The sequence below is a fragment of the Streptomyces liangshanensis genome (genome assembly GCF_011694815.1).
Lineage (GTDB): Bacteria > Actinomycetota > Actinomycetes > Streptomycetales > Streptomycetaceae > Streptomyces > Streptomyces liangshanensis.
Genome location: NZ_CP050177.1, coordinates 1,341,600 through 1,364,461 on the forward strand (window position 1 = coordinate 1,341,600; position 22,862 = coordinate 1,364,461).

A 22,862-nucleotide genomic window follows, 5' to 3' on the forward strand; every position below is an offset into this window, starting at 1 on the left:
CGATCGGCTCCCTGTGAGCTCGATGCAATGACCTTAGCCTATACAGACCTAACGGATAGCAGCAAGCGCGGCTCATCGATACCTTCTAAACGGCTTAAGCCACAACCGGCGCCGCCTGGCGCGGAAGGCGCGCCAGGCGGCGCCGGCCTCCCGGATCAGGCGGACACGGGGTCGGAGGCGGACTCCGAGAGCGTGCGCCATGCCTTGTCGGCGCCCGCCAATTCCTCCGCGGCCGCCTGCGCGTACCGCGCGGCGTCCCGGCCGAGCAGAAGGCGCAGCGGGGCGTCCTCGCGTCCGGCGAGGTCACGTACGATCTCCGCGACTCTGGCGGGGTCGGCCGCCCGCGCGGCCATGGCGGCGGCGCCCTCGGGGTCGGGGTTGCGGATCATCTCGGCGAAGGCTCCGACGGTGGGCCGGTACGGGTCGCTGACCGGCGGGACGGTCATGGACGAGCCGGCCCAGTCGGTGCGCATGCCGCCCGGTTCGAGGACGGTGATCTTGATGCCCAGCGGGGCGACCTCCTGGGCCAACACGGTGGAGAACCCGCCCACGGCCCACTTCGCGCTCTGGTAGGCGGCCAGGCCGGGCGTGCCGATCCGCCCGCCCAGCGAGGACACCTGGAAGACGTGCCCCGACCCCTGCTCGCGCAGGACGGGCAGGACCGCCTTGGTCACGTGGACAACACCGTAGAAGTTGGCGTCGATCTGGGCGCGGAAGTCCTCGGGGGTGACGTCCTCGACGGAGGCGACGTCCCCGTACCCGGCGTTGTTGACCACGACGTCCAGGCGGCCGAAGGCCTTGACGCCTCCCTGGACGGCTTCCCGCACCTGGTCGTCGTCGGTGACGTCGAGTTCGAGCGGCAGGATGCGCTCTCCGTACCGGACGACAAGATCATCGAGTTGGGCGGGCTTGCGGGCCGTGGCGACGACCTGGTCGCCGGCCCGCAGCGCGGCTTCGACGAGGGCGCGGCCCAGGCCGCGGGAGCTTCCGGTGACGAACCAGACCTTGGACATGGCGTTGCTCATTTCTGTCACGGGTTTCTGCGGGGGGATGTGCGAGGGGGATGTGCGGGTGTCCGTTCGACTGCGTACGCGACACCGCGGGGGGGGCTCAGGGCGCCGGGATCTTGGCGATGTACCGCGCGATGAGGTCGTACATCTCGCGGGTACGGGCTGTTTCCTCGGTCAGCAGGTTGAAGGCGTGGTCGAGGCCCTCGAACTCGCGGTGTTCCAGCAGCGCGTTCGAGGCGCGCAGCTTGGCGGCGTAGCGGATGCCCTCGTCGCGCAGCAGGTCGAGTTCGCAGGTGATGATGAGGGCGGGGGCGATGCCGTCGAGGTGGTCGGCGTTGGTGCCGTACAGGGGGGATACGAGCGGGTCGGTACGGTCGGCCACCTTGGGCAGGTAGGCGCCCTGGAGGATCGGGACGAGGGCCGGCCGTACGACCGGCTTGGCGGCCTTGGCCCGCTTCTTGGGGTCCTCCAGGTCGAACGGGGCGTAGTTGAGGACCTGGAGGCCGATGCGGGGGCCGCCGTTCTCCCATGCCTGGCGGGCCGCCGCGGCGGCCAGGTTCCCGCCGGCGCTCTGGCCGCCGACGCCGAGCCGGCCGCCGTCCCAGCCGTGGTCGGTTCCGTGCGCGGCGACCCATCGCACGACCTCGTACGCCTGCTCGGCCGGGGCGGGGAAGGGGTGTTGCGGGGCGAGAAGGTAGTCGACGTTGACGACGACGGCGGGGGCGATGGCCGCGAGGTAGCGGCACATCGCGTCGTCCATGTCGTAGTGGCCTATGACGAAGCCGCCACCGTGGAAGTTGACGTGGACCGGGGGCGTGGCGTCCGGGTCCTGGGGTGGGTAGTAGACGGTGGCCTCGGCGTCACCCTGGGCGGTGGGGATGGTGAGGGTCCTGGTACGGCCGGGGATCTCCGGGAAGGTCACCGCGGCCGGCACCGCGGGGTGCGGAGCGGCTTGCACGACGCGCGCCAGCGGGCGGGCGACGAGGCGGGAGAACAGGGTCATGAGGTCCCCTCGATCGGTGAGGAAGATGAGGAAGATGCGGAGTCCGAGCCCTCGCGAGCACGGATCGAGGCCCGGCAAGTCCTTTCAGACCGCCGGTCTGTGACGCGCTTCCAACGTAAGGGACCGCCGGTCTGATGTCAAAAGACCGAGAGTCCGTAAACTGGGGTGCATGACGACCTTCCAGCGCGCACGCAGCGAGGACCAGCGCGAACTACGCCGGCAGACGATCCTCGACACCACCGCCGCCATGCTCGACGAGGTGTCCGTGAACACGGTCACCCTCAACGAGCTGAGCCGCCGCGTCGGACTGGCCAAGTCGAACGTGCTGCGCTACTTCGAGTCCCGCGAGGCGATCCTGCTGGAACTCCTCGACCGGGCCTGGAAGCAGTGGAACGCCGATCTGCCGGGCCTGCTGGACGCCGCTCTCGACGCCGCCGCACCCCCGGCCCGCCGGGGCGAGCAGCTCGCGGCCGCCCTCACCCGTACCCTCGCCGATCGGCGGATCCTGTGCGACCTGCTCAGCGCCCAGGCCGGCGTCCTGGAGCACAACGTCTCGCCTGAGGTCGCCGCCCGCTACAAGGGGGCCGCGCTCGCCAACGTCGGCGCCCTTGCCGCGCTGGCCCGCGTCCACCTGCCCGAACTGGGCGGGTACGCCGAGCAGTTGACCGGCCAGATGATCATGGCGATCGGGGCGGTGTGGACCCACGCCCGCCCCTCGGCCGCGATGCTCGCCGCCTATGAGGACCACCCGTCCCTGGCCGCGCACCGGATGGACTTCGCCCACTCCCTCCAGGAGAACCTGACGACCCTCGTCGCCGGGGCGCTCGCCCGCGCTGGAGCCTGACCTGACCGGCGCGTTCCTCCCGACCGTCCTCAGCCTGCCTCCTCGGCGGCCGCCAGCCCCAGACGGTGGGCAAGTGCCGCGGCCTCGCCGCGGCTGGACAATCCCAGCTTGTCCAGAATGTGGGAGACGTGCACGCTCGCCGTCTTCGGGGAGATGAAGAGCTCCTCCCCGATCCGGCGGTTGCTGTTCCCCTCGGCGAGGAGTCGCAGCACCTCGATCTCGCGCGCGGTCAGCCCGAACGATGCCGTCGCGTCGGCGTCCGGCGTGGCGGTGGAGGCGGCGCTGTTCTGGGCGGCGGCATCGTCCGGTTCGGCATCGGCCGTTCCGGCATCGAGGCTGATGCGCGAGCGCGACGCGAGGGCGAGGAGCTCGTCCATCAGGAGGCGGGCCCCGAGGAGCCTCGCCGCCCGGTAGGCCTCGGTGAGCTGTTCGGCCGCCGCGGCGCGGTCGGCTCGCGCGGTGAGGAGGGCGGCCGCCCACTGGGTCCTCGCGAGGGCCTGTTCGTAGGGCCGGTCCCGTCCGGCGAAGGCACCGGCTACCTCTGCCCAGTCCTCGGCGTTCGCCGTTCCCTCCGCTCGCCGCACCTGGGCCTTCAGCAGGAGGTGATACGCATGCCAGACCGGCGCCAAAGGCCGTACCAGCGCGGATTGCCGACGGATGGTGGCGAGGACGCTCTCGCGTTCGGGGTCCGCGTCGGGGCCGGACGCTCCTCGGGCTTTCGCCTCCACGTCGGCCATGGCGCACAGCAGCGGTAGGGCGTACTGCTCGGTCCCCGCGGGGAAGCCGACGGAGACGATACGGGCAAACTCCGCTCGTGCGTCGGCGAGTCGGCCCTCCAGCGCGGCGATGCGAATCGCCACCTCGGCCGGGGTGATGAGGAACTGGGGTTGAGGATCGTCCGTACCGAACAGCCCGCGGGCGAGGGCCAGTTGGCGCTTGGACTCCTTCACCTCGCCGCGCATCAGCGCGATCTGCGTCAGACGGAGGGCGACGAGGGCGCGCGCCTTGCGGGAGTTGGCGATTCTCGCCGCTTCTTCCGCGGCGCGTCGGGACGGCTCCCACTGCCCCAGGGAAGCCAGGGACTGCGAGAGGTTGCATCGCACCCACGCCTCGGTGTTGGTGAGACCTCGTGCGCGGCAGGTACGGATGCCCTCCTCCCCCGCGGCGACGGCCTCCGCCGAACGGCCGGCCGCTTCCAGTGTCGACGGCAGGGTGATGCTCACCCGGCCCAGCGCACTGACCGAGTCGAGTTCCTGGGCCGTCCGGCGCACTCGGTACAGATCCTCGATGCTCTCGTCGAACCCACCGGCCGAGGCGGTGAGCCAGGCGCGGATCACCCGTGCGTGCAGTTCGGTGTGTTCCGCTTTCGCCTGACGGGCGAACTCCACCGCGTGCTGGGCGTCGGCCAGGCTCTCCGGGCCCGGCTCGTGGCGCGCGCCCCAGGCGGCGACGGCCACCAGGACTTCGGCGTGAAAGACGGAGGGCGGCGAGCGGCGTACCAACTCGTGTGCCTGATCGAGCTCTTGCCGTCCGGTGCCCATTCCGAGTTCCTGGACCAGCTCCGAGCGCTGGATCCAGAACCACGCCGCTCGCTGGGTGTCGGCCCGGGCCTCCGCCGTGGATGTGCCTTGCTTCGCGATGCTGAGGGCCCGTTGCCGATCCCCGGACAGGCGCGTGGAGACCGCTGCGTCGGCCATCAGGTCGAGCTGGTCCGGGTAGTCGGGGTGGCCGGGGTGGTCGCGTGTCGGGAGGGCATCCGGAGGAACGATCTCCCGGAGTTCCATCGCGCGTTCCAGCAACTGGGACTGCTCGGCGTACGCGTATCGCCGGCGCGCTTCGACCGCCGCCTCCAACGTCACCACGAGAGCGTTCTTCGCGTCGCGGGCGACGTACCAGTAGGTGGCGAGACGCGCGGTCCGCTCCTCGGCCGGCACCAACGACGGGTCCGCCGAGACGGCCTCGGCGTAGAGCCGGTTCAACCGGGCACGCTCTCCCGGCAGTAGCTCCTGATCCGCGGCTTCCCGCACCAGCGAGTGGCGGAACCGATAGCCGTCACCGTCGCGGGTCGGCCACAGGATCTGTGCGTCCACCGCGACTCGGAGCGCCTCGATCAGATCGTATTCCGGCAGCGGTGACACCCTGCGGAGCAGGTCGTATTCGACATGGGCACCCCCTTCCGCAACGGTCCCGACAACTTTCTGTACGTTCTCCGGAAGCGACAGGATCCTTGCCAGCAGGAGACCGCGCAGTGAGTCGCTCAGATCAGCCCGGGAGTTGACGTCGAAGGCCCGTACGAGTTCTTCGACGAAGAAGGCGTTCCCGTCGGAACGCGCGAAGATCCGGTCGATTTCGGAAGGTTCCGGATCGGCGGAGATAATCTCCCTCACCTGCTCCCTCACCTCGTCCCGGGTGAATCTCGGCACATCAATGCGCACGACGCTGCGCAGCCGGTCCGATTCCGCGAGGAAGGGGCGCAGCGGGTGCCGCCGGTGCAGGTCGTCGGAACGGTAGGTCGCGACCAGCAGAAGGCGCCCCTGACGCAGGGTCCGGAAGAGGTAGGTCAGCATGGACCTGGTGGACGCGTCGGCCCAGTGCAGGTCCTCCAGCACGACGATGACCGTGCGCTCCGCGGCCAGCCGTTCCAGCAACTGCCCCATGAGGGCGAAGAGTCGGCCCTGCCCCTCGCCCGGATCGGTGATCAGGCTGCTTCTCCCCCACTCCGGCAGGATGCCGGACAGCTCTTCCTCGAATCCTTCGAGGAAGGGGGCCACTTCTTCGGTGGACCGGCTCAGCAACGACCGCAGGAGCGTGGTGAATGCCTGGAGCGGAAGTCCGCCCGCCTCGATCTCGATGCATTCACCGACGGCCACCCATGCCCCTTGAATGCGAGCCGTCTCGGCGAATTCCTCGACGAGCCGGGTCTTTCCCACGCCCGCCTCCCCGCTGATCAACACCTTCTGGGGGACGCCTTGGTCGCTGCGACGCAGTGCGGCCGCAAGGGCGGAGAGAGCGTCCCCTCGTCCTACGAACCTGGAACTGACGGGCGCGCTTGTCATGCCGTCCAGCATAACGGTCGTCCGAGTCTTTTCCCGGGGCATGCGGCCTCTTCCCCGCTCGCCGGAAATGGCCGTTACGCCAAGGGGGTTTTCTCTTTGTCGGCGCTGCCCCTATCCGCTGCTTTCGCTTTCCGTACGGTCTCCCGGACCGCGCCGTCGGCGTCGGTTAGGCGTTGTCGCGGCAGGAGCAGCAGGAAGGCCAGGGCGACGGCCGCGCCGAGGACGGCACACGCGCTCCACAGGAACGAGGATCCGCCATGGTCAAGGATCAGTCCGCCGACCAGGGGCGCGACGCAGGTGGCGGCCGAGGAGCCGAAGCCGAACACTCCCTGGTAGCGCCCGCGCGAGTGTTCCGGGGCGAGATCGGCGACGACCGCGGAGGACGCCGGGGTGTAGATCATCTCACCCAGCGTCCATACCGCCACCGTTGCCGCGTACAGGAGGGCCGCGCTCCCGGCGAGGCCCGTCAGGCCGAACCCGCCGCCGATCAGCGCCGCACTGAGAGCGAGCGAACGCCTCCTGCTGTGGCCTTTCACGAGGCGCGTCAGGGGCATCTGAAGGAGCACGATCAGCAGACCGTTGACTCCGATGACAAGTCCGTACGTGTGTGCTCCCAGGCCCTTGTCCGCCATGGAGACCGGAAGGGAGGTGGAGGCCTGGTAGAGGATGATCCACAGAACGAACGCGAGCACGGTGATTCCCATGAAGCGCGCGTCTCGGAGGACCTCGGCGAAGGGCGCCGCCGGCTTCGCCGCCCGGTTGACCGTCGGCGAGGGTTCGGGGGCGGCGGGCCGCGTCTCGGGCAGCTTGATCCACATGATGATCGCGCACGCCAGGGTGGTGACCGCGTCTCCGACGAACAGCCAGACGTAACCGCCCTGTGCGATGAAGCCCGCCGCCACCGCGGACAGTCCGAAGCCGAGGTTGATCGCCCAGTAGTTGACGGAGAACGCCCTCAACCGGTCGGCCGGCCCGACCAGATCCGTGATCATCGCGGATACGGCGGGACGCGAGACACTCGCCGCCGCTCCCACGGCGAACGCCAGCACGGTGATCGCGGCGACCTGGGTCACCAGGCCGAGGGCCGCGGTGGCTGCGGCGGTGGCGAGCTGCGCACCGGCCATCGTGGTGCGGCGGCCGACCCTGTCGGTCAGCTCGCCGCCCAGGAGGGCTCCCGCCGTCGCGCCGATGCCGTAGACCGACAGCACCAGGCCGGCCCCGCCGGCCGAGTATCCGCGCTCCACGGTCAGGTAGAGCGTCAGGAACGGAAAGACGAAGGTGCCCAGCCGATTGACGAGGGTGCTCGACCACAGCCACCAGAACCCCGGAGGAAAACCCCGCACACCACTGGCCATGACGTGTCGAACGCGAGACAAGACGAACTCCTCCCCGGAGGCAACGTGTGTCCTTGTGGTGCCAGGTTGCTTTCCGGGGCGGGGGAGGCGCATCGGGTGGATGGCTTACTTCCGGAGCCAGGACGTCTTACGCGGTCCGCGACTTCTAAGACGTCGCGGTCGCCGCTGACCTTCGGTGCGTCGATCCGTGCGGATTCCTCTTCCGTGAGGGTGAGGTGGGCGGCGCCTGCGTTCCCTTCCGGGCGGGTGGCGCACGACCGCCGCGGGGGTCGCCACGAGGGGGTCAGGTTCGGGAGCCGCGGGAGGCCCGCAGGGCCATGGAGTCGTAGGCGCGGTCGGAGAGCAGCCGGCGGAGTGTGATGATCGCCTTGGCGCCGTAGCCGACGGGGTAGCGCGTCTTGGGCTTCCTGGTGGTCGCCGCCTTGACGATGGCGTCGGCCACGACCCCGGCCGGGACGTAGAGCCGGCTTCCGGTCTCGGAGAGCCGCAGCCCTTCGGCGACCGCGCGGGCCTGGTGGGCGTAGGGGCCCTGGCCCGAGTTCTTCTCGACGTGCGCGGCGGCGATCTCGGGCCACTCGGTCCGGACGCCCCCCGGCTCCACGACGACGACGTCGATGCCGAACTGTCCGAGCTCGATGCGCAGGCAGTCGCTCATCACCTCCAGGGCGTGCTTGCTGCCGTTGTAGTAGGCGGTCAGGGAGCTGTAGATCTTCCCGCCGATCGAGCTGACGTTGACGATCCTGCCGGAGCGCTGCTCCCGCATGTGGGGGACCACGAGTTGGGTCAGGCGCATCGCGCCGAAGACGTTGACCTCGAACATGTGGCGCCCGTCGTCGACCGAGGTCTCCTCGACCGAGCCGAGCAGGCCGTAGCCCGCGCTGTTGACCAGCACGTCGATGCGCCCGGATTCGGCGAGGACGCGCTTGACGCCCGCGGTGATCGAGGCGTCGTCGGTGACGTCCATCTCGAACGTCCGGACTCCGTCCTTGTCGAGGTCGGCGAGCCGGTCCGCGCGCCGGGCCACGCCGTAGACGGTGTAGCCCTTCGCCTTGAGCTTGCGTGCCACCTCGGCGCCGATGCCGGAGGAGGCACCTGTGATCAGCGCTACCTGTGTAGTCATCCCTGTCGCTCCTTCGTGCCGGGTCGGGTGTCGGTCAGTTGCTGAAGACGCTGGTGTGTTCGAGGTACTCGTCGATGCCGTAGTGCCCGAACTCCCGGCCGATGCCGGACTGCTTGAGGCCGCCGAAGGGGGCCTCGGAGTCGGCGGGCATGACGTTCACGGCGACGCGTCCCGCCGTGATGCGCAGAGCGACGCGGTGGGCGTGCTCGGGCTCGCCGAGAACGTAGGCCTGGAGTCCGAAGTCGGTGCCGTTGGCGATACGTACGGCCTCCTCGTCGTCCCGGTAGGTGAGGACGCTGAGGACGGGGCCGAAGATCTCCTCCTGCGCGATCCGCATGTCCGGGGTGACGTCGAGAAGACGGTGGGCCTGGCGAAGGTGCCCGCGTCGAGCCCTTCGGGGCGGCCCTCGCCGCCGGTGAGGAGGGTCGCGCCCTCTTCGAGACCGAGGCGGATGTAGGACTGCACGCGGTCGAAGTGGGCCTGGGTCGCCATCGGGCCGACCATGCTCCCGGGGTCGTGCGGGGGTCCGACCTTGAAGGAACCGATCTTGTCGAGGATCAGCCCCTTGACCTCGCCGATCCGGCTTTCGGGGACGAGCAGGCGTGCTCCGGAGACACACGCCTGGCCGCTGTTGAACAGCCACACCGTCAGGGCGTACTGGACGGCGTCGTCGAAGTCCGCGTCGTCGAGGACGACGGTCGGGGCCTTGCCGCCGAGTTCGAGGGTCACGCGTTTCATCGTGTTGACGGCGCTGCGGGCAATGGCCTTGCCCACCGGGGTGGATCCGGTGAAGGAGATCTTGTCGACGTCCGGGTTGGTCGTCAGCTCGTTGCCGACGTCGTCGCCGAGCCCGTAGACGATGTTGATCACACCCGGGGGCAGTCCGGCGTCGTGGACGGCCCGGGCGAAGGCGTGGGACTGGAGGATGCTGTTCTCGCTCGGCTTCATCACCACCGTGCAGCCGGCGGCCAGGGCGGCGGCGGACTTCACCGCCATGAACCAGGCGCTGCCGTTCCACGGCGTGATCAGGGCGGCGACACCGACCGGTACCCGCCTCACCTGCGCGGTGTTGACCCGCTCGCTGAACACGGTGCGCCCGATCACGTCCTTGGCCTGGAGGTACCAGTCCCGGGACGCGTCGACGACGCCCGAGGTGAACGCGGAGATCGCCCCGTACTCGGCCGACATGGCCTCACCGAGCTCGTCGCGGTGCGCGTCGATCGCGTCGGCGAGGCGCTGGAGGTAGCCCTGACGTTCCGGCACGCTCGTCGCCGACCACTGCGCGAACGCCTCCCGCGCGGCGGCGATCGCGGCACGCGTGTCCTCGACGTCCGCCAGCAGGCCGTCACCGATCAGCTCGCCGGTGACCGGGCTGACGACGTCCCTCACGCGCTGCCCGTGCGAGGGCGTGAAGGTGCCGTTGATGTAGTGGGTCGTGATGTGTTCCATGACGCGCCCATCCCTTATCGCAAGTGGTTTGCGTTATCCAGGCTAGATCGCCCGACTGGATTACGCAAGCCGCTTGCGTCAAACTGGAGGGCATGGAGACACCGCGACAACGAGCGAGATCCGGGGAGGACAAGGCCCGGCGCCGTCATGACCTGCTGAACGCGGCCTACGAGATCGCCGCGCGTACGAGCGTGCGCGAGCTGATGCTGTCGCAGGTCACCGCGGCGGTCGGACTGGACCCGTCAGCGCTGCGGCGCTACTTCAGCTCCCGGGAGGAGCTGCTGCTCGAACTCGCGGAGACCAGGGGCCTCGCGTGGGCCGAGCGGCTGTGCGCCGAGCTGGGCGACGGACGGCGGCGCACCCGGGAGGAGTTGGCGCACAGCCTCACCTCGACGCTGGCGGCGGACCCGGTCCTGTGCGACCTCCTCACGCACGTCCCGCTCAGCCTCGAAGGCGGCGTCGACATCGAGCGCGCCCGGAGCTTCAAGACGAAGGCGTTCGAGGCCCACCACACGATGAGCCGGGCACTCGCGGACGCGTCGGACGAGCTGGGCGTGATGGAGGCCCGTACCGTACTGGCCGCGGCCACGGCGCTGGCGGGCAACCTCTGGCAACTGTCCCACCCCACGCCGACCCTGGCCGCCCTGTACGAGCAGGTCCCCGAATGGGGGCACGTCGCCCTCCACTTCGGACCGACGCTCGAATACATCCTGGGCGTCGTGCTGCTCGGGCTCACCGCTCCCGGCCACCCCGAACCACCGGACTGGAGCATGCTCGAGTCGACCTGAGTACCCCGTTCCGCTCTCTCTCGGGGGCCGCGGCGACGGTCCCGTACCCCTGACCCCTCGTGATCCGACCGGCGCGGCCGACGCGGGACCGGCCTCCGCCTCCTGAAGGGAAACAACCATGCGGGTGTTCGTCCACGGGGTCCCGGAGACCCCCGTCGTCTGGGATGCCCTGCGGGAGAGCCTGGGCGGCGACTCCGTGGCGCTCGCGCTGCCCGGGTTCGGCACCGCCCTGCCCGCGGGTTTCACCCCGACCAAGGACGCGTACGCCTCCTGGCTGGCGGACGAGCTGAAGAGCTTCCAGGAGCCCGTCGACCTCGTCGGGCACGACTGGGGCGCGCTGCTCACCCTGCGCGTCGCCACCGCCGGCGACGTACCGCTGAGGAGCTGGGCCTGTGACGGGGGAAGCGTGTTCCATCCGGACTTCACCTGGAACTACGCCTGGGCGACCACGCTGATCACCCCCGGCGCGGGCGAGGAGATGCTGCTGCGCAGGCGGCACTCCACCCCCCAGGAGGCGGGGGCTCTCCAGGTCGGCCAGGGAGTCCCCGAGAAGGCGGCCGCGCGGATGTTCGCCGGCCACGACGAGACCATGAGCCGCTGCATCCTCGGGCTCTACCGTTCGGCCGTACCCAACGTCTCCGCCGACTGGGGGGCCCAGGCGCACACCCCGACGCCGGCCCCCGGAATGATCCTCCTGCCCACCCGCGACCAGGTCGACGACGCGAGGCTCTCCCGCCAGGTGGCGGACCGGCTCGGCGCGCGCTTCGAGGTGCTCGACGGACTCACCCACTGGTGGATGTACGACCACACGGGAAGGACCACGTCCGCGCTCGAACGGTTCTGGAGCGCGGTCGGACAGGCCGGGTGAGGGGCATGCCTGCCCGGGTTCAGTAGGCGGGTTCGTTACGGATGACGATCAGCGAAGTGATCTTGCCGTCGGCGACCGTGAAGTAGTTGCTCATGATCAGATCACCCTTCAGGTTGGTCTTGTCGTACTCGCCGTCGTACCGGGCGCGCACGATCTGGTCGCCGTAGTGGTCCACGACCTCCGTCACCTCCAGGGTGACCTTGTCGCCGACGAGCTCCTTGGCGACCCAGCGGCGGATGGCGGCGGCCCCGCGGAACTCGCGGCGCGCGTCGTTGACGAAGGCGTCCTCGGTGAAGGTGGCCAAGATCGCGTCCTCGTCGAACGCGTTGACGGCGCGGACGTGCTCGGCCAGGACCGGGAGCAGCAGCGTGGTGTCGGACATGGGAAGGACCTCCCTGGTACGGGGTTCACGGCCGCCGTTCCGGCGGCCTGATCACCACCCTCGGCGCTCCCGCGACCGGAGAGTCAACACCCGATCCGCGGGTCGACCCTCCCGCAGGGGGAGGGTCGATACTGGAACCATGCGGCAGACTCTGACGGTCGGGGACTTCTCACGGGCGACCCACCTGAGCGTCAAGACGCTGCGCCACTACCACCAGGTCGGCCTGCTGGAACCCGACGAGATCGACCCGGACACCGGCTACCGCCACTACGGGCCCGAGCAGATCCCCACCGCGCAGGTCATCCGCCGGCTGCGGGACCTGGACCTGCCCCTCGCCGAGATCAAGGCCGTCCTGGCCGCCCCGGACGCGACCGCGCGCGGCGAAGTGATCGCCACCCACCTGGACCGCCTGGAAGTGAAGCTCGCCCACACCCGCTCCGCGATCGAATCCCTGCGCAACCTCCTGCAACGCCCGGCGGCGGCCTCCATCGAACACCGCACCGTGCCGCCCTGCCCGGCCATGGCCGTCACCGCGGCCGTGGACCGCGCGGACCTGCTGCCCTGGTGGCAGGGCGCGCTGGGGGAACTGCACGCCGCGGTCCTGGCCCAGGGCCTGGAGCCGACCGGTCCCCCGGGCGGCCTGTACGCGAGCGAGCTCTTCCAGGACGACCACGGCCGGGCCACGGTCTTCGTCCCGGTCGAGGGACCCGTACGCCCCATCGGCCGCGTCGAGCCGCTGCTCGTCCCGGCCGCCGAACTCGCGGTCATCACCCACCACGGCCCGCTGGACGACGCCGACCTCACGTACGGCGAACTCGGCGCCTACACCGTCCGGCACGAGATCAGCGTCGCCGGCCCCCTGCGCGAGTACTACGTGCGCGACGCCCGCAACAGCCCCGACCCCTCCGAATGGATCACCGAGATCGGCTGGCCCATCTTCCGCGCCGAACACGCTCCGCCCGGGTGACCGCGCGGCGGCTTCGACAACCCTGCGGGACTCCCTTCGGCAACCCCGCCGGACCCCTCACTCTCCCGGCGTGGCGGTGAGTCGTCGGTTGTGCGCGCGCAGGGTCAGGGAGGCTGCCTCCAGGCGGGGTACGGCGATGCCCGCGGCGTGGCCTCGGCGGATGAGGTCGCCGAGGACGTTCTCGACCTCGGTGGGACGGCCGGAGGCCAGCTCGCGGGAGAGGGACGAGGTCATGCCGGACCCCGTCGCCGTGACCAGTTGGTGGAGTGCGGCGTGGGCCGGTTCGCTCAGTCCGTGGCCGGACGCGGCGGCGACCGAGGCCGCTTCCTCAAGGGTCACGGTGGCGAACCGCTCCCCGTCGGTGAGGGCGGCGGCGTCCCCGATGGTGCCGCGGGCCAGGGAGGTGATCGCCCCGACGGTGGCGATCATGACCCACTTCTGCCACATCGCGCCGACGATGTCCGTGCTCACGGCGACACTGAAATCGGGGATGGTCAGGGTCTCGGCCACCTCCTCCACCCTGCTGCTCCGCCTGCCGTCGAGCTCACCGATCTCGATCTGCCCACCGGGCGCGTACTGGCGGATGTCCCCGTCGTCGTCGAGTTGCGTGACGATCCTGAGAGTGCCGCCGACCAGGGACTCGCCGAAGCGCCCCGTCAGTTTCTCAAGATGCGTCACGCCGTTGAGGAAGGGGATCAGTACGGTGGCCGACCCGACGACCGGCGCGATGTCGTCCATGACCGCCGACAGCGCGTCCGGCTTCACCGAGAGCAGCACCAGGCCGTACGGCTCTTCCGTCCCTTTCAGGGCGTCGGCCGTGATCGGGTTGACCGCGATCCCCTCCGCCTGGCCCCCGTCGACGATGCGCAGGCCGCGCTGCCGGAGGTGTTCGGCGCGGCCGGGGCGGACCAGGAAGTGCACCTCCCGTCCGGCCTGGACCAGCCGTCCTCCCACAAAGCCGCCGACAGCACCGGCACCGACGATCAAAGTCCTCATGACGCGCTCCTTCAGGTGTTGTGCGCGGCGGACGCCGCAGAGTGGACGAGTGCCGCTTCCGTGTTCGGTGTGGTGGTTCCGGCTGTGCCCTTCCGTCCCCGCTTGATGGCCCTCAGGCGGCGCAGGGAGGTGATGTGCAGGGTGAGCAGCAGGGGGACGGCGGCGGTGGTCCGGTTCTGACGGTGTGTCCCGTCATGCGGGCCGGTGTTCCTGTTCGGGGTGGCGCGGGGGCTGGGCGGGCAGGTAGACGCCCGCGAACAGCGCGCCCGCGACGGCCACGAAGGCCGCGACCAGGCAGCCGATGGTCAGGCCGTGGTCGAAGGCTCCGGTGGCGGCGTGGCGTACGGCTCCGCCCAGGGCGGCCTGGCCGTGGGCGGCGAGTTGGCCGGAGACGCCGAACGCGGCTCCGACGGACTGGTGGGCCAGGTCGCTCAGTTCGGGCGGCACCGACGCCGGGAGGGTGCTGGTGAGCCGGGCGTCGTACTGGGTGGCGTAGACACTGCCGATGATCGCGACGCCGAGGGTGCCGCCGAGGAGGCGGGTGGAGTCGTTGACCGCGGACCCGACGCCGGCCTGGTCCCCGGCGACCGCGCCCATGATCGACTCCGTCGCGGGGGCGGACGTGAGGCCCATGCCCAGGCCGAAGACGATCATCTGGCCGGCGATGATCCCGTAGCTGAGGGTCGGGGAGATGTCGCTGGCGACCCAGAAGTAGAAGAGCGCCTGGAGGGCCAGCCCCACCGTGACGATCACCTTGGTGCCGACGCGGACCGCCAGCCTCGTCCCGAGGGTCGACCCGATGGCGACGGAGACCGCGACGGGCAGCAGGTGGACGCCGGTGGACAGGGGGCTGTAGGAGCGGATGAACTGGAAGTACTGCGTGATCAGGAAGATGAATCCGAAGAGGGTGAAGAACGAGATCGTGACCGAGACGCTGGCGGCGGTGAAGCGCAGGTCCCGGAAGAGCCGTACGTCGAGCATGGGCTCCGCGGAGCGGCGCTCGCCCACGATGAACGCGATCAGCAGCACCAGGGAGCCGCCGAAGCCGGCCAGGGTGGCCGTGGACGTCCAGCCCCGGCTCGGGGCCTCGATGATGGTGTAGACGAGCAGCCCCATGAAGCCCGCGGACAGGATGAGGCCGAGGTAGTCCAGGCGGTGCGCGACACGGCTCTTCGACTTGGGTACGTAGAGGGCGACCAGGGCGATGACGGCCAGCGACACCGGGCCGAGCGTGTAGAAGATGCTCCCCCAGCTGTAGTGCTCCAGGAGGAAGCCGCCCACGATCGGCCCCAACGCGATGGCGACGCCCGCGGTCGCGCCCCACAGGCCGATCGACAGCGCCCGTTCCTTGCGGCTGGTGAAGACGCTGGTGAGCAGCGCGAGGGTCGCCGGGAACGTCATCGCGGCGCCCAGGCCCATCACCGCCCGGGCCGCGATCAGCTCCGCCGGTGTCGTCGCGTACCCGCCGACGAAGCTCGCCACCCCGAACACCAGGAGTCCGGCCATGAGCATGCCCTTGCGGCCGAAGCGGTCGGACAGGCTGCCCGAGGTCAGCAGCAGGGCCGCGAACACCAGGTTGTAGGCGTCCACGACCCATTGCAGCTGTGAGGTGGACGTGCCCAGCTCGCGCGTCAGGGTCGGCAGCGCCACGTTGACCAGCGTCGTGTCGAGGTTGATCACGAACGAGGCCAGGAGCAGGGCGACGAGGACGAGCGGTTTGGATGGCGTACGCGTCATGATTTAAAAGTACACCCGCGTGGTTGAGTTTTTCTACTCGACACTTTAAGTCGTGCAGTACGCTTTGTTCATGCGTAGTTATGGTCAGTACTGCTCGATAGCCCGCGGGCTGGACGTCATCGGGGACCGCTGGACGCTGCTGATCGTCCGGGAGCTGCTGCTGCAGGGCCCGTCCCGGTTCACGGAGCTGAAGCGGGGGCTGCCGGGCGTCGCGACGAACCTCCTGTCGACCCGCCTCAAGGAACTCGAAGCGGCGGGGCTGATCACGCGCGAGGACGCGCCGCCGCCCATCGCCACCGCCCTCTACCAGCTGAGCGAGAGCGGCCACGCGCTCCAGCCGGTCCTGAAGGAGATCGGGCTGTGGGGGCTGCGGTTCATGGTCGACGAACGGCCCGACGACGCGTTCCAGGCCCAGTGGCTGGCCTACGCCCCCGCCTGGTTCACCACCGACGCGGAGCCGGACGGCCCGCCCGCGGTGATCCAACTCGTCGCGGACGGCGAACTCGCCGTCATCGAGCTGCGGAACGGCCGCGTCCACACCCGGCTCGGCCGCGCCACCGACCCCGACCTCACCCTGGAAGGCCCACCCCGCTCGGTCCTGGGACTGCTCACCGGCAAGATCGATCTCGACCTCGCCACCCAACTGGGCCTGACCGCCACCGGCCGCCTCGACCTGCTCCCCCGCCTACGCCCGGTCGCCCAGCAACCGGCGTGACGGCTTTCCCACCCCGTTCCTCCTCGCGCCGTGCCCCCGTCACGGTCCGAGGAGGGCTTGGGCCAGTTCGCCGGGGTGGGTGAGCAGGGACTCGTGGGTGCCGGGGACCAGGACCGGGTCGACGCCGAGGCGGCGGGCGAAGTCCGCGCCGGCTCCTGGCCGTCCCAGTCCCCGGTCGTTCTCGCTCAGGATGTAGGCGAGCGGAACACCGAGGGTCGTGACGTCCGGCAGGTCGAGGGAGCCGACGCCGTACTGCGCGGGCTGGGGCTGGAGGAGTTCCCACAGAAGTCGCTGGACGGGTTCCGGTTCGTCCTGGATCAGGGTCTTCTGGACAATGTCGAGGGGCGGCAGCCAGGCCGCCGGGGTGGACCTGATCGCGGTGTCGCGGGCGGCGGCGGGACCGTTGCCCGCCAGTTCATCGCGTGCGCTCACGCCTCGCGCGGGCACCATGGCGTTGTAGTAGACGATCTTCGAGAGGCGCTCCTTCAGCCGGTGCGCCGCCCCCGTCATCGGGTATCCGCCCCAGCTGTGCGCCACGAGGGTCACGTCGCCGAGATCGCGGCGCTCGATTTCGGCGACCACGAAGTCGACGGCGTCCTCCAGGCGGAGCCCGGCCGGATCCCGGTCGCCGTCCAGGCCGGGCAGGGTCAGGGACACCGTCCGGTGTCCCGCCGCGCGCAGCCGCCCGGCCACGGGCGTCCACGCCCAGGCGCCGTGCCAGGCCCCGGGAATCAGTACGAAGGTCGTTGTCGGGCTGTGTGCCATGTCGCCGTCTCCCACGGGTTCGGCCGGATCTTGATGTTCGCAATGCGTACGAGTACGCTGCAATGCGTACACCCAGGTTAGGTCACTACCGTACGCGCGACAAGGAACGTCATGCCCGAGCCCGAACGACGCGACCATCTGCAGACCCTCGAACGGGGGCTGATGACGCTGCTCGCCTTCGCCGACCGTGAACCATGGCTGACGCTGGGGGATCTGTCGGCCGCGACCGGGCTCACCAAGCCGACCGTCCGGCGCGTGATGATGACGCTGGAGAGCATGGGCTTCGCCAGGAGCGACAACAACCGATACGCGCTCACCCCGCGGGTCCTGCGGCTCGGCTACGCCTACCTGTCGTCGATCGACCTGCCCCGGCTCGCCCAGCCCGTCATGGAGTCCCTGACCGACCGCCTCCAGTTCAGCGCGTCGCTCGGCGCGCTCGACGGAACGGACGTGGTCTACGTCAATCGGGTCCAGCCCCACCAGGCCACGGTCGTGAATCTCGCGATCGGCACGCGGATGCCCGCCCACGCGACCTCCATGGGCCACGTCCTGCTCGCCGGGCTCTCCCCGGACGCCCTGGCCCACTACCTCGCGGACGCCCACCTCGCGCCGATGACCCACCAGACCGTCACCTCGGCGGAAGAACTGACCGACCGTCTGGACGCTGTGCGCGCGCAGGGATGGGCGGCGGTCGACCAGCACGTCGAGGTGGGCCGGCGCGCCGCCGCCGCACCCGTCACCGACGCCTCCGGAAGAGTGGTCGCCGCACTGGCCCTCTCCTCCGGAACCTCGGGCGAATCCTTCGAGACCTTCGCGGGACGCGTCGTACCGGAAGTCCTGAGCAGCGCCGCCGAGATCTCCCGCCTCCTCGGCGCGGACCACTGAGCGGCCGCCAGGCCGACAGGAACCCTCTCCGGACTAGGTGAAGCGGGGGAGCCAGGTGGCCTGGTAGTCCGGGTGTCCGGCGTCGAGGGCGGCGAGGTGGCGTACGGCGAATCCGAGACCGACGGCCTGCCCGGAGGGGTAGTCGTAGCTGTTGCCGTCGACGTCGAGGTGGGCGAGGTCCGCGTACGCGTCGAGCATCACGCGGTCGGCGACGACGCGCCGGAGTACGGCGTCGGGGTCGTGGTCCGCGATGAACATGGCTATCGCGGGGGACCGTTCCCCGCGGCCCGCTTCGGCGACGATCCACTCGCGCCCGTCCGGTTCCTGGGCGCCGACGACCGTGAGGTCGGGGTCGGGCTCGTCCTGCGGCGAGGCGCGCGGGTGGGCGGCCACCCAGTGGCCGGCCGTCGGGTCGGCGGTGGTGGGCCGGGCGGCCCGCGCCACGGCCTCCCGCTCGTCGAGGCGGGCCCGTACGAAGGCCACGAGGTCGGCGTTGCTCATGCGCTCCGCTCCCCGCCGGTCCTGAGCAGCCGTCGCAGGTACGAGCGCCGCCAGCCCGTGAGGTGGGCGACCGTGGCCTGCGCGCCGCGCTCGTCGGTGCTCCGGAGTGCCGCGACGGCCTCGGCCCGGAGATCCGCGCGGGCCGCTTCGAGGGCCTCCTCCGCGTCCTTGCAGCGCTGAGCCGCGAGTTCGAGCTTGGCGGTGTCCATGTGTCCGGCCCTTCCACACTGCTGACAAGTCCCTGTACGACTACGGTGCGGTACGCCTACCCCGCCACGTGCCGTCCACCGCCGAGGGCCGTGTCTCCGGGCGCGGTCAGGGAGGTCTCAGGGCGCGGTCGGCTCTTGGACGCTGCCGGTGGCGGCCGTGTTCTCGCCGGGCTGCTCCCGGAGGACGTCCCCGCCCGTCGCCTTCGCCGCGTCGTAGCGCCAGAACGACCGGGCGAGCGGCGCCCCGATCGCGACAGCGACCACGCAGGCCACTCCGCCCAGGGTCCACGACATGCTCGCCGAGAAGGCGACGGCCATCGCGCCCGCCCGCAGGTCACCGAGCCGCGGCCCGCCCGCCACCACCACCGTGTACACCCCCTGCAACCTCCCGCGCATCGCGTCCGGGGCGTACGTCTGGAGCAGGGTCTGCCGCAGCACCGCGCTGATGAGGTCCGCCGCTCCCGCGACGGCGAGGAACACGACGACCAGCCACAACTGCGGGGCCACCCCGGACACCGCGACGGCGGCCCCCCAGGCGATCACCGCGCCCGCGAGCACCGCGCCCTGCCGGCGCACCCGGCCGATCCAGGCGCTGCCGAACCCGGCGACGACCGAGCCGATCGGGATCGCGGCGTACAGGAGGCCGACCGAGCCGTGGAACCGCTCCAGGGCGACCGCCGGGAAGAGCGAACGCGGCATCGCCATGACCATGGCGCAGAGGTCGACGAGGAAGCTCATCACGAGGACCGGCCGTCCGGCGATGAACTTCAGCCCGTCGCCGACCGACCTGAGGCCGATCCTGGTGATGACGCCGTCGGGCGGGATCGACGGCAGTCGCAGCGTCGAGTACAGCGCGGCCGTGAACAGCACCGCGTCCGCCCCGTAGGCGTACGCGAAGCCGTGGGGCAGCGTGACCAGGACGCCCGCGACGAGCGGTCCGAGGACTTCGCCGATGGTGCCGACGACGTAGTTGAGGGTGTTCGCCGCCGGGATGAGGCCGGGTTCGACGAGGCGCGGAATGATCGCGCCCCGCGCCGAGCTGGCGATCGCGAAGCCGGCCGACTGCGCCGCGACCAGGGCGAGGATGAGCCCGATGTGGCCGACGCCGAGGAGGGTCTGGGCGAGCAGGGCCAGGGTCACCGCCCACGTACCGAGCGAGGACCAGAGGTAGAGCGTCCTGCGGTCGACGGCGTCGGCCACGGCCCCGCCGTACAGGCCGAACACGATCAGGGGTACGAGCCCGGCGAGCCCGACCATGCCGACGTCCAGCGACGAGTGCGAAAGGTCGAAGACCTGCACCGGGACCGCGACCTGGGTGAGCATCGAGCCGATGAAGGACGTGCCCTGGCCTATGAACAAGCGCCGGAAGGCGGGCAGGGAGAGCGGCCGGGTGTCGATGGACTGGTCGGTCAGCAGCCGCCGCAGACCGCCGGCACGCTTGCCGTCGTCCTCACTCATCGGACCGCTCCACGGGTTCCGTGCGCCGGGCCGTGCCCAGGCCGTCCCCGCGTCCTGCGCCCCGCCGGCTGCCGCGCCCCGGACGTGGCTCTTGGTCCACCTCCCCCGGACACCCCGCGCCGCGCCTTTCCCCTGCCGTTTCGCACCGTTCCCCTTATGTGGTCCCTCACCGGAGGCGCCACCGCGCCGCAGGTGACCGTTCCGCGTATCCGCTCGTCAGGGCGTCCACCGATCCCCCCGATCCTCCACGCCGAGGATGAACCGCCGGCACCCGCCCCCGTACAAACCGGGCAGGCGGCCCGTCGGCGGGACGGACGCGCGGCCCGTCCTGCTTCACGGCAGCCGCGTCTCGCCGTCCACGTAGGCCCGGTCGAGCATCCGCTTCGTCAGGTGCTTCGCCCCGCGCAGGTCCGTCCCGGCCAGGGTCGTGAGGCTCAGATCCGCGCCGCGCAGGTCCGCACCGCGCAGGTCGGCGTCGCTCAGGTCCGCACCGCGCAGGCGCGTGTCGCTCAGGTCCGCGCCGCGCAGGTCCGTACTGGTCATGTCCGCGCCGGACAGGTTCGCACCGGGCAGGTCCGCGCCGGTCAGGAACGTGGTGCTCAGGTTCGCGTCACACAGGTCCGCGTAGGTCATCTGCGCCAGGGCCAGGTTCGCGTCACGCAGGTCCGCCCCGCTCAGGAACGCGCTGCCCAGGTCCGCGCCGCTCAGGTCCGCGCCGCCGAGAGCCGCCGGTGATGTCAGGCTGTCGGATCCCAGTGCGACGCTGTCGAGCTGGGCTTCGCGGAGGTTCGGGCGGAAGGTGGCGTCGTACTTCGGGTCACGGGAGGCGAGGACGGTGAGGGCGGCCTGGATGTCGGCCGAGACGTCCTGGCTCCTGGGCGCGGGTTTCGCCGCGTGGGTACGGACGTACGTGGCGAGGACGTTGGCGATGGTGGGGTGGTCGCGGCGGGAGTCCTGCATGATCCGCTCCAAGGCGTAGATGCCGCCCAGCCGTACGTCCACCTTGTCGCTGCCGAGGTTTCCGACCGCGGCGGTGTACCGATCGGTGATCTGCCCCTCCTTGGCCAGCGCCCGGTCGTCCCGGGCCTGATCGCCGGAGTACCAGAGCCCCGCCACCCCCACGACCGCGGCGATCACCACGGTGAGCAGTTCGAGCTTGCGCGCCCAGTCCAATCCCCCGTGCTGTTCCTCACCCGAGGGGGCGGTCGGCGGACGCCGGGCGGATCCCGCACCCGGGCGGACGGGGGTCCGGGCTACGGGACGGGTCCTACGGCGCAGGCGCGGGCTCGGGTGCAGGCGCGGGCTCGGGCTCGGGCGACGGGCAGGTGTCGGAGGCATACCTGCATTCGACCCCGAACACCCGTTCCACCGCAGCGACTTCGGCTCCGTTCGCGGATCCCTCACCGGACCGTTTCCCGGACCGCCCCGTCACCCCGCCGACGGGTGCCATTCGCGTCTGATCAGACCGAACACCCACGAGTCCGACACCTCACCGTTCACGACGCAGTCCTCCCGCAGGGTCCCCTCCCGTACGAACCCGACCTTCTCCAGCACCCGGGCGGACGCGTCGTTGCGCGTGTCGGCCTCGGCCTGGACCCGATTCAGGTCCAGGGTGTCGAAGGCCCAACCCAGCAGGGCGCGCGCGGCCTCCGTGGCGTAGCCGTGACCCCACATCGCCTCGTCGAGGCAGTAACCCAACGACGCGCTGCGGTAGTCGGGGTTCCATCCGGTCAGACCGCACCAGCCGACGAACGCACCGTCGGAAGCGCGGTCGACGGCCACCCGTACCCCGGTGCCTTCGTCCGCGGCCTTGCGGGTGCTCGCGAGGAAGCGGTCGGCGCGGGCCCGCTCGGTCCACGGCGGGGAGTCCCAGTAGCGCATCACACGGGTGTTGCCGTGCAGCGCGAACAGGGCGTCCGCGTCGGTGTCGCTGAAGGGCCGCAGCCGCAGGCGAGCGGTACGCAGAACGGGGGTGACCACACTCATGCGCACCATGATGCGTTCCCACGGGGCGGGCGGAACACCGATTATCCGGTCCCGTCGGGGTGCCGCCCGGGGCCACGGGCCTGCCGCCTCAGGCGGGGTGGCGCTCCCGGTACCGGGGCGTGAGCGGAAGCCCGGTGAACGCCTGCCGCGCCGCCGCGTCCAGCGTGTCGCGGTCGATGCCGGCCTTGGCCATGATGTCGAAGCCGCGGGTGAGGCTGATGACCAGGCCGCCGATCGTCATCGGGTCGGCCGACGGGTCGAGGTCGCCGCCTCGCTGGGCCGCCTCGGCGCACGCGGCGACCAGGCGCTGCTGGCCGCGGAGCGTGTCCCGGATGACGGGTGCGGCCTCCGCGTCCCGTGCGGCGACTTCGTGCGCGAACTGGCCGGCCATGCAGCCCTTGCGCTCGGCATCGTCCAGCACCGAGTGCGCGCTGCCGACCAGGAACGCGCGGAGTCGGTCGATGGCCGACTCGTCCGGGCCCGCCAGGGACCGTTCCAGCGTCGGCAGACCCTGTTCGGCGTAGGTCGTGAGCGTACGGAGGAACAGCGGGTGCTTGCCGCTGAACGACGCGTAGAGACTCCCGCGCCCGAGACCCGTCGCGGCCGAGAGGTCGTCGAGCGTGGTCCCCGCGTAACCCGTGAGCCGGAACTGCCGCATCGCCGCGTCGAGCACGGTCTGCTCATCAAAACTCCGTGGCCTGGCCATATGCGCACTGTACGACATGATGACGAAGCAGTACAGAACTCGGCGTCTCCTCGTCCCCGCAT

21 protein-coding genes and 1 pseudogene are annotated in these 22,862 nt (G+C 70.8%); 6 read left to right on the plus strand and 16 right to left on the minus strand.

Annotated features, from left to right (window positions below; all coding sequences use genetic code 11):
- Nucleotides 1-155 precede the first annotated feature (155 nt).
- A complete protein-coding gene (locus tag HA039_RS05860; protein WP_167024764.1) occupies nucleotides 156-1,013 on the minus strand; it encodes an SDR family NAD(P)-dependent oxidoreductase in 858 nt (285 codons plus the stop codon).
- Between the two features lie 97 nt (nucleotides 1,014-1,110).
- Nucleotides 1,111-2,013 carry an alpha/beta hydrolase gene (locus tag HA039_RS05865; RefSeq protein ID WP_167024767.1) on the minus strand — a complete coding sequence of 301 codons (903 nt, stop codon included), beginning with the start codon at nucleotides 2,011-2,013 and terminating at the stop codon, nucleotides 1,111-1,113.
- Nucleotides 2,014-2,182: 169 nt separating this feature from the next.
- Between HA039_RS05865 and HA039_RS05870 the strand changes: the two genes are divergently transcribed.
- Nucleotides 2,183-2,857, plus strand: a complete 675-nt coding sequence (locus tag HA039_RS05870; protein WP_167024770.1) for a TetR/AcrR family transcriptional regulator — start codon at nucleotides 2,183-2,185, stop codon at nucleotides 2,855-2,857.
- Nucleotides 2,858-2,886: 29 nt separating this feature from the next.
- Here HA039_RS05870 and HA039_RS34340 read toward each other — a convergent pair whose 3' ends face one another.
- The 4 genes and pseudogenes from HA039_RS34340 to HA039_RS05890 form a co-directional block, all read right to left on the minus strand.
- Nucleotides 2,887-5,955 (minus strand): helix-turn-helix transcriptional regulator, encoded by a 3,069-nt coding sequence (locus tag HA039_RS34340; protein ID WP_341830007.1) that lies wholly within the window; start codon nucleotides 5,953-5,955, stop codon nucleotides 2,887-2,889.
- A gap of 32 nt (nucleotides 5,956-5,987) precedes the next feature.
- The gene (locus HA039_RS05880) at nucleotides 5,988-7,289 is read right to left on the minus strand and encodes an MDR family MFS transporter (RefSeq protein WP_167024776.1); all 1,302 of its coding nucleotides are present in this window, start codon (nucleotides 7,287-7,289) and stop codon (nucleotides 5,988-5,990) included.
- A 262-nt stretch (nucleotides 7,290-7,551) separates the two neighbouring features.
- A complete protein-coding gene (locus tag HA039_RS05885; protein WP_167024779.1) occupies nucleotides 7,552-8,388 on the minus strand; it encodes an oxidoreductase in 837 nt (278 codons plus the stop codon).
- Between the two features lie 34 nt (nucleotides 8,389-8,422).
- A pseudogene (locus tag HA039_RS05890) lies at nucleotides 8,423-9,837 on the minus strand (aldehyde dehydrogenase family protein).
- 92 nt (nucleotides 9,838-9,929) lie between these two features.
- Between HA039_RS05890 and HA039_RS05895 the strand changes: the two are divergent.
- Nucleotides 9,930-10,625, plus strand: coding sequence for a TetR family transcriptional regulator (locus HA039_RS05895; protein WP_167024782.1), 696 nt, complete (start codon nucleotides 9,930-9,932; stop codon nucleotides 10,623-10,625).
- A 118-nt stretch (nucleotides 10,626-10,743) separates the two neighbouring features.
- Complete coding sequence (locus tag HA039_RS05900) at nucleotides 10,744-11,493, plus strand: alpha/beta fold hydrolase (RefSeq protein ID WP_167024785.1); 750 nt, start codon at nucleotides 10,744-10,746, stop codon at nucleotides 11,491-11,493.
- A gap of 19 nt (nucleotides 11,494-11,512) precedes the next feature.
- Here HA039_RS05900 and HA039_RS05905 read toward each other — a convergent pair whose 3' ends face one another.
- Nucleotides 11,513-11,875, minus strand: coding sequence for a nuclear transport factor 2 family protein (locus HA039_RS05905; protein ID WP_167024788.1), 363 nt, complete (start codon nucleotides 11,873-11,875; stop codon nucleotides 11,513-11,515).
- 139 nt (nucleotides 11,876-12,014) lie between these two features.
- On the opposite strand from HA039_RS05905, the gene HA039_RS05910 reads away from it, so the two are divergent.
- Nucleotides 12,015-12,842 carry a MerR family transcriptional regulator gene (locus HA039_RS05910; RefSeq protein WP_167024790.1) on the plus strand — a complete coding sequence of 276 codons (828 nt, stop codon included), beginning with the start codon at nucleotides 12,015-12,017 and terminating at the stop codon, nucleotides 12,840-12,842.
- 57 nt (nucleotides 12,843-12,899) lie between these two features.
- On the opposite strand, the gene HA039_RS05915 is transcribed toward HA039_RS05910, so the two are convergent.
- Complete coding sequence (locus tag HA039_RS05915) at nucleotides 12,900-13,838, minus strand: ketopantoate reductase family protein (protein ID WP_167024793.1); 939 nt, start codon at nucleotides 13,836-13,838, stop codon at nucleotides 12,900-12,902.
- 192 nt (nucleotides 13,839-14,030) lie between these two features.
- The gene (locus HA039_RS05920; protein ID WP_167024795.1) at nucleotides 14,031-15,575 is read right to left on the minus strand and encodes an MFS transporter; all 1,545 of its coding nucleotides are present in this window, start codon (nucleotides 15,573-15,575) and stop codon (nucleotides 14,031-14,033) included.
- A 70-nt stretch (nucleotides 15,576-15,645) separates the two neighbouring features.
- Between HA039_RS05920 and HA039_RS05925 the strand changes: the two genes are divergently transcribed.
- On the plus strand, nucleotides 15,646-16,290 hold the full coding sequence (locus HA039_RS05925) for a winged helix-turn-helix transcriptional regulator (protein WP_167024798.1): 645 nt from the start codon (nucleotides 15,646-15,648) through the stop codon (nucleotides 16,288-16,290).
- A 39-nt stretch (nucleotides 16,291-16,329) separates the two neighbouring features.
- Here the strand turns inward: HA039_RS05925 and HA039_RS05930 are convergent, their stop codons facing one another.
- Nucleotides 16,330-17,055, minus strand: a complete 726-nt coding sequence (locus HA039_RS05930) for an alpha/beta fold hydrolase (RefSeq protein WP_167024801.1) — start codon at nucleotides 17,053-17,055, stop codon at nucleotides 16,330-16,332.
- Nucleotides 17,056-17,166: 111 nt separating this feature from the next.
- Between HA039_RS05930 and HA039_RS05935 the strand changes: the two genes are divergently transcribed.
- Nucleotides 17,167-17,940 carry an IclR family transcriptional regulator domain-containing protein gene (locus HA039_RS05935; RefSeq protein WP_167024804.1) on the plus strand — a complete coding sequence of 258 codons (774 nt, stop codon included), beginning with the start codon at nucleotides 17,167-17,169 and terminating at the stop codon, nucleotides 17,938-17,940.
- 33 nt (nucleotides 17,941-17,973) lie between these two features.
- On the opposite strand, the gene HA039_RS05940 is transcribed toward HA039_RS05935, so the two are convergent.
- The 6 genes from HA039_RS05940 to HA039_RS05965 all read right to left on the minus strand — a co-directional run bounded on the left by HA039_RS05940 (nucleotide 17,974) and on the right by HA039_RS05965 (nucleotide 22,800).
- Complete coding sequence (locus tag HA039_RS05940; RefSeq protein WP_167024807.1) at nucleotides 17,974-18,441, minus strand: DUF6221 family protein; 468 nt, start codon at nucleotides 18,439-18,441, stop codon at nucleotides 17,974-17,976.
- A complete protein-coding gene (locus HA039_RS05945) occupies nucleotides 18,438-18,650 on the minus strand; it encodes a hypothetical protein (protein WP_167024810.1) in 213 nt (70 codons plus the stop codon). Before HA039_RS05945 ends, HA039_RS05940 begins: the two co-directional genes overlap by 4 nt.
- A 117-nt stretch (nucleotides 18,651-18,767) precedes the next feature.
- Nucleotides 18,768-20,108 carry an MFS transporter gene (locus tag HA039_RS05950; RefSeq protein ID WP_167024813.1) on the minus strand — a complete coding sequence of 447 codons (1,341 nt, stop codon included), beginning with the start codon at nucleotides 20,106-20,108 and terminating at the stop codon, nucleotides 18,768-18,770.
- Nucleotides 20,109-20,441: 333 nt separating this feature from the next.
- Nucleotides 20,442-21,281, minus strand: a complete 840-nt coding sequence (locus tag HA039_RS05955; protein WP_167024816.1) for a pentapeptide repeat-containing protein — start codon at nucleotides 21,279-21,281, stop codon at nucleotides 20,442-20,444.
- A gap of 255 nt (nucleotides 21,282-21,536) precedes the next feature.
- Nucleotides 21,537-22,094, minus strand: coding sequence for a GNAT family N-acetyltransferase (locus tag HA039_RS05960; RefSeq protein WP_167024819.1), 558 nt, complete (start codon nucleotides 22,092-22,094; stop codon nucleotides 21,537-21,539).
- A gap of 88 nt (nucleotides 22,095-22,182) precedes the next feature.
- Nucleotides 22,183-22,800, minus strand: coding sequence for a TetR/AcrR family transcriptional regulator (locus HA039_RS05965; protein WP_167024822.1), 618 nt, complete (start codon nucleotides 22,798-22,800; stop codon nucleotides 22,183-22,185).
- Nucleotides 22,801-22,862 lie beyond the last annotated feature (62 nt).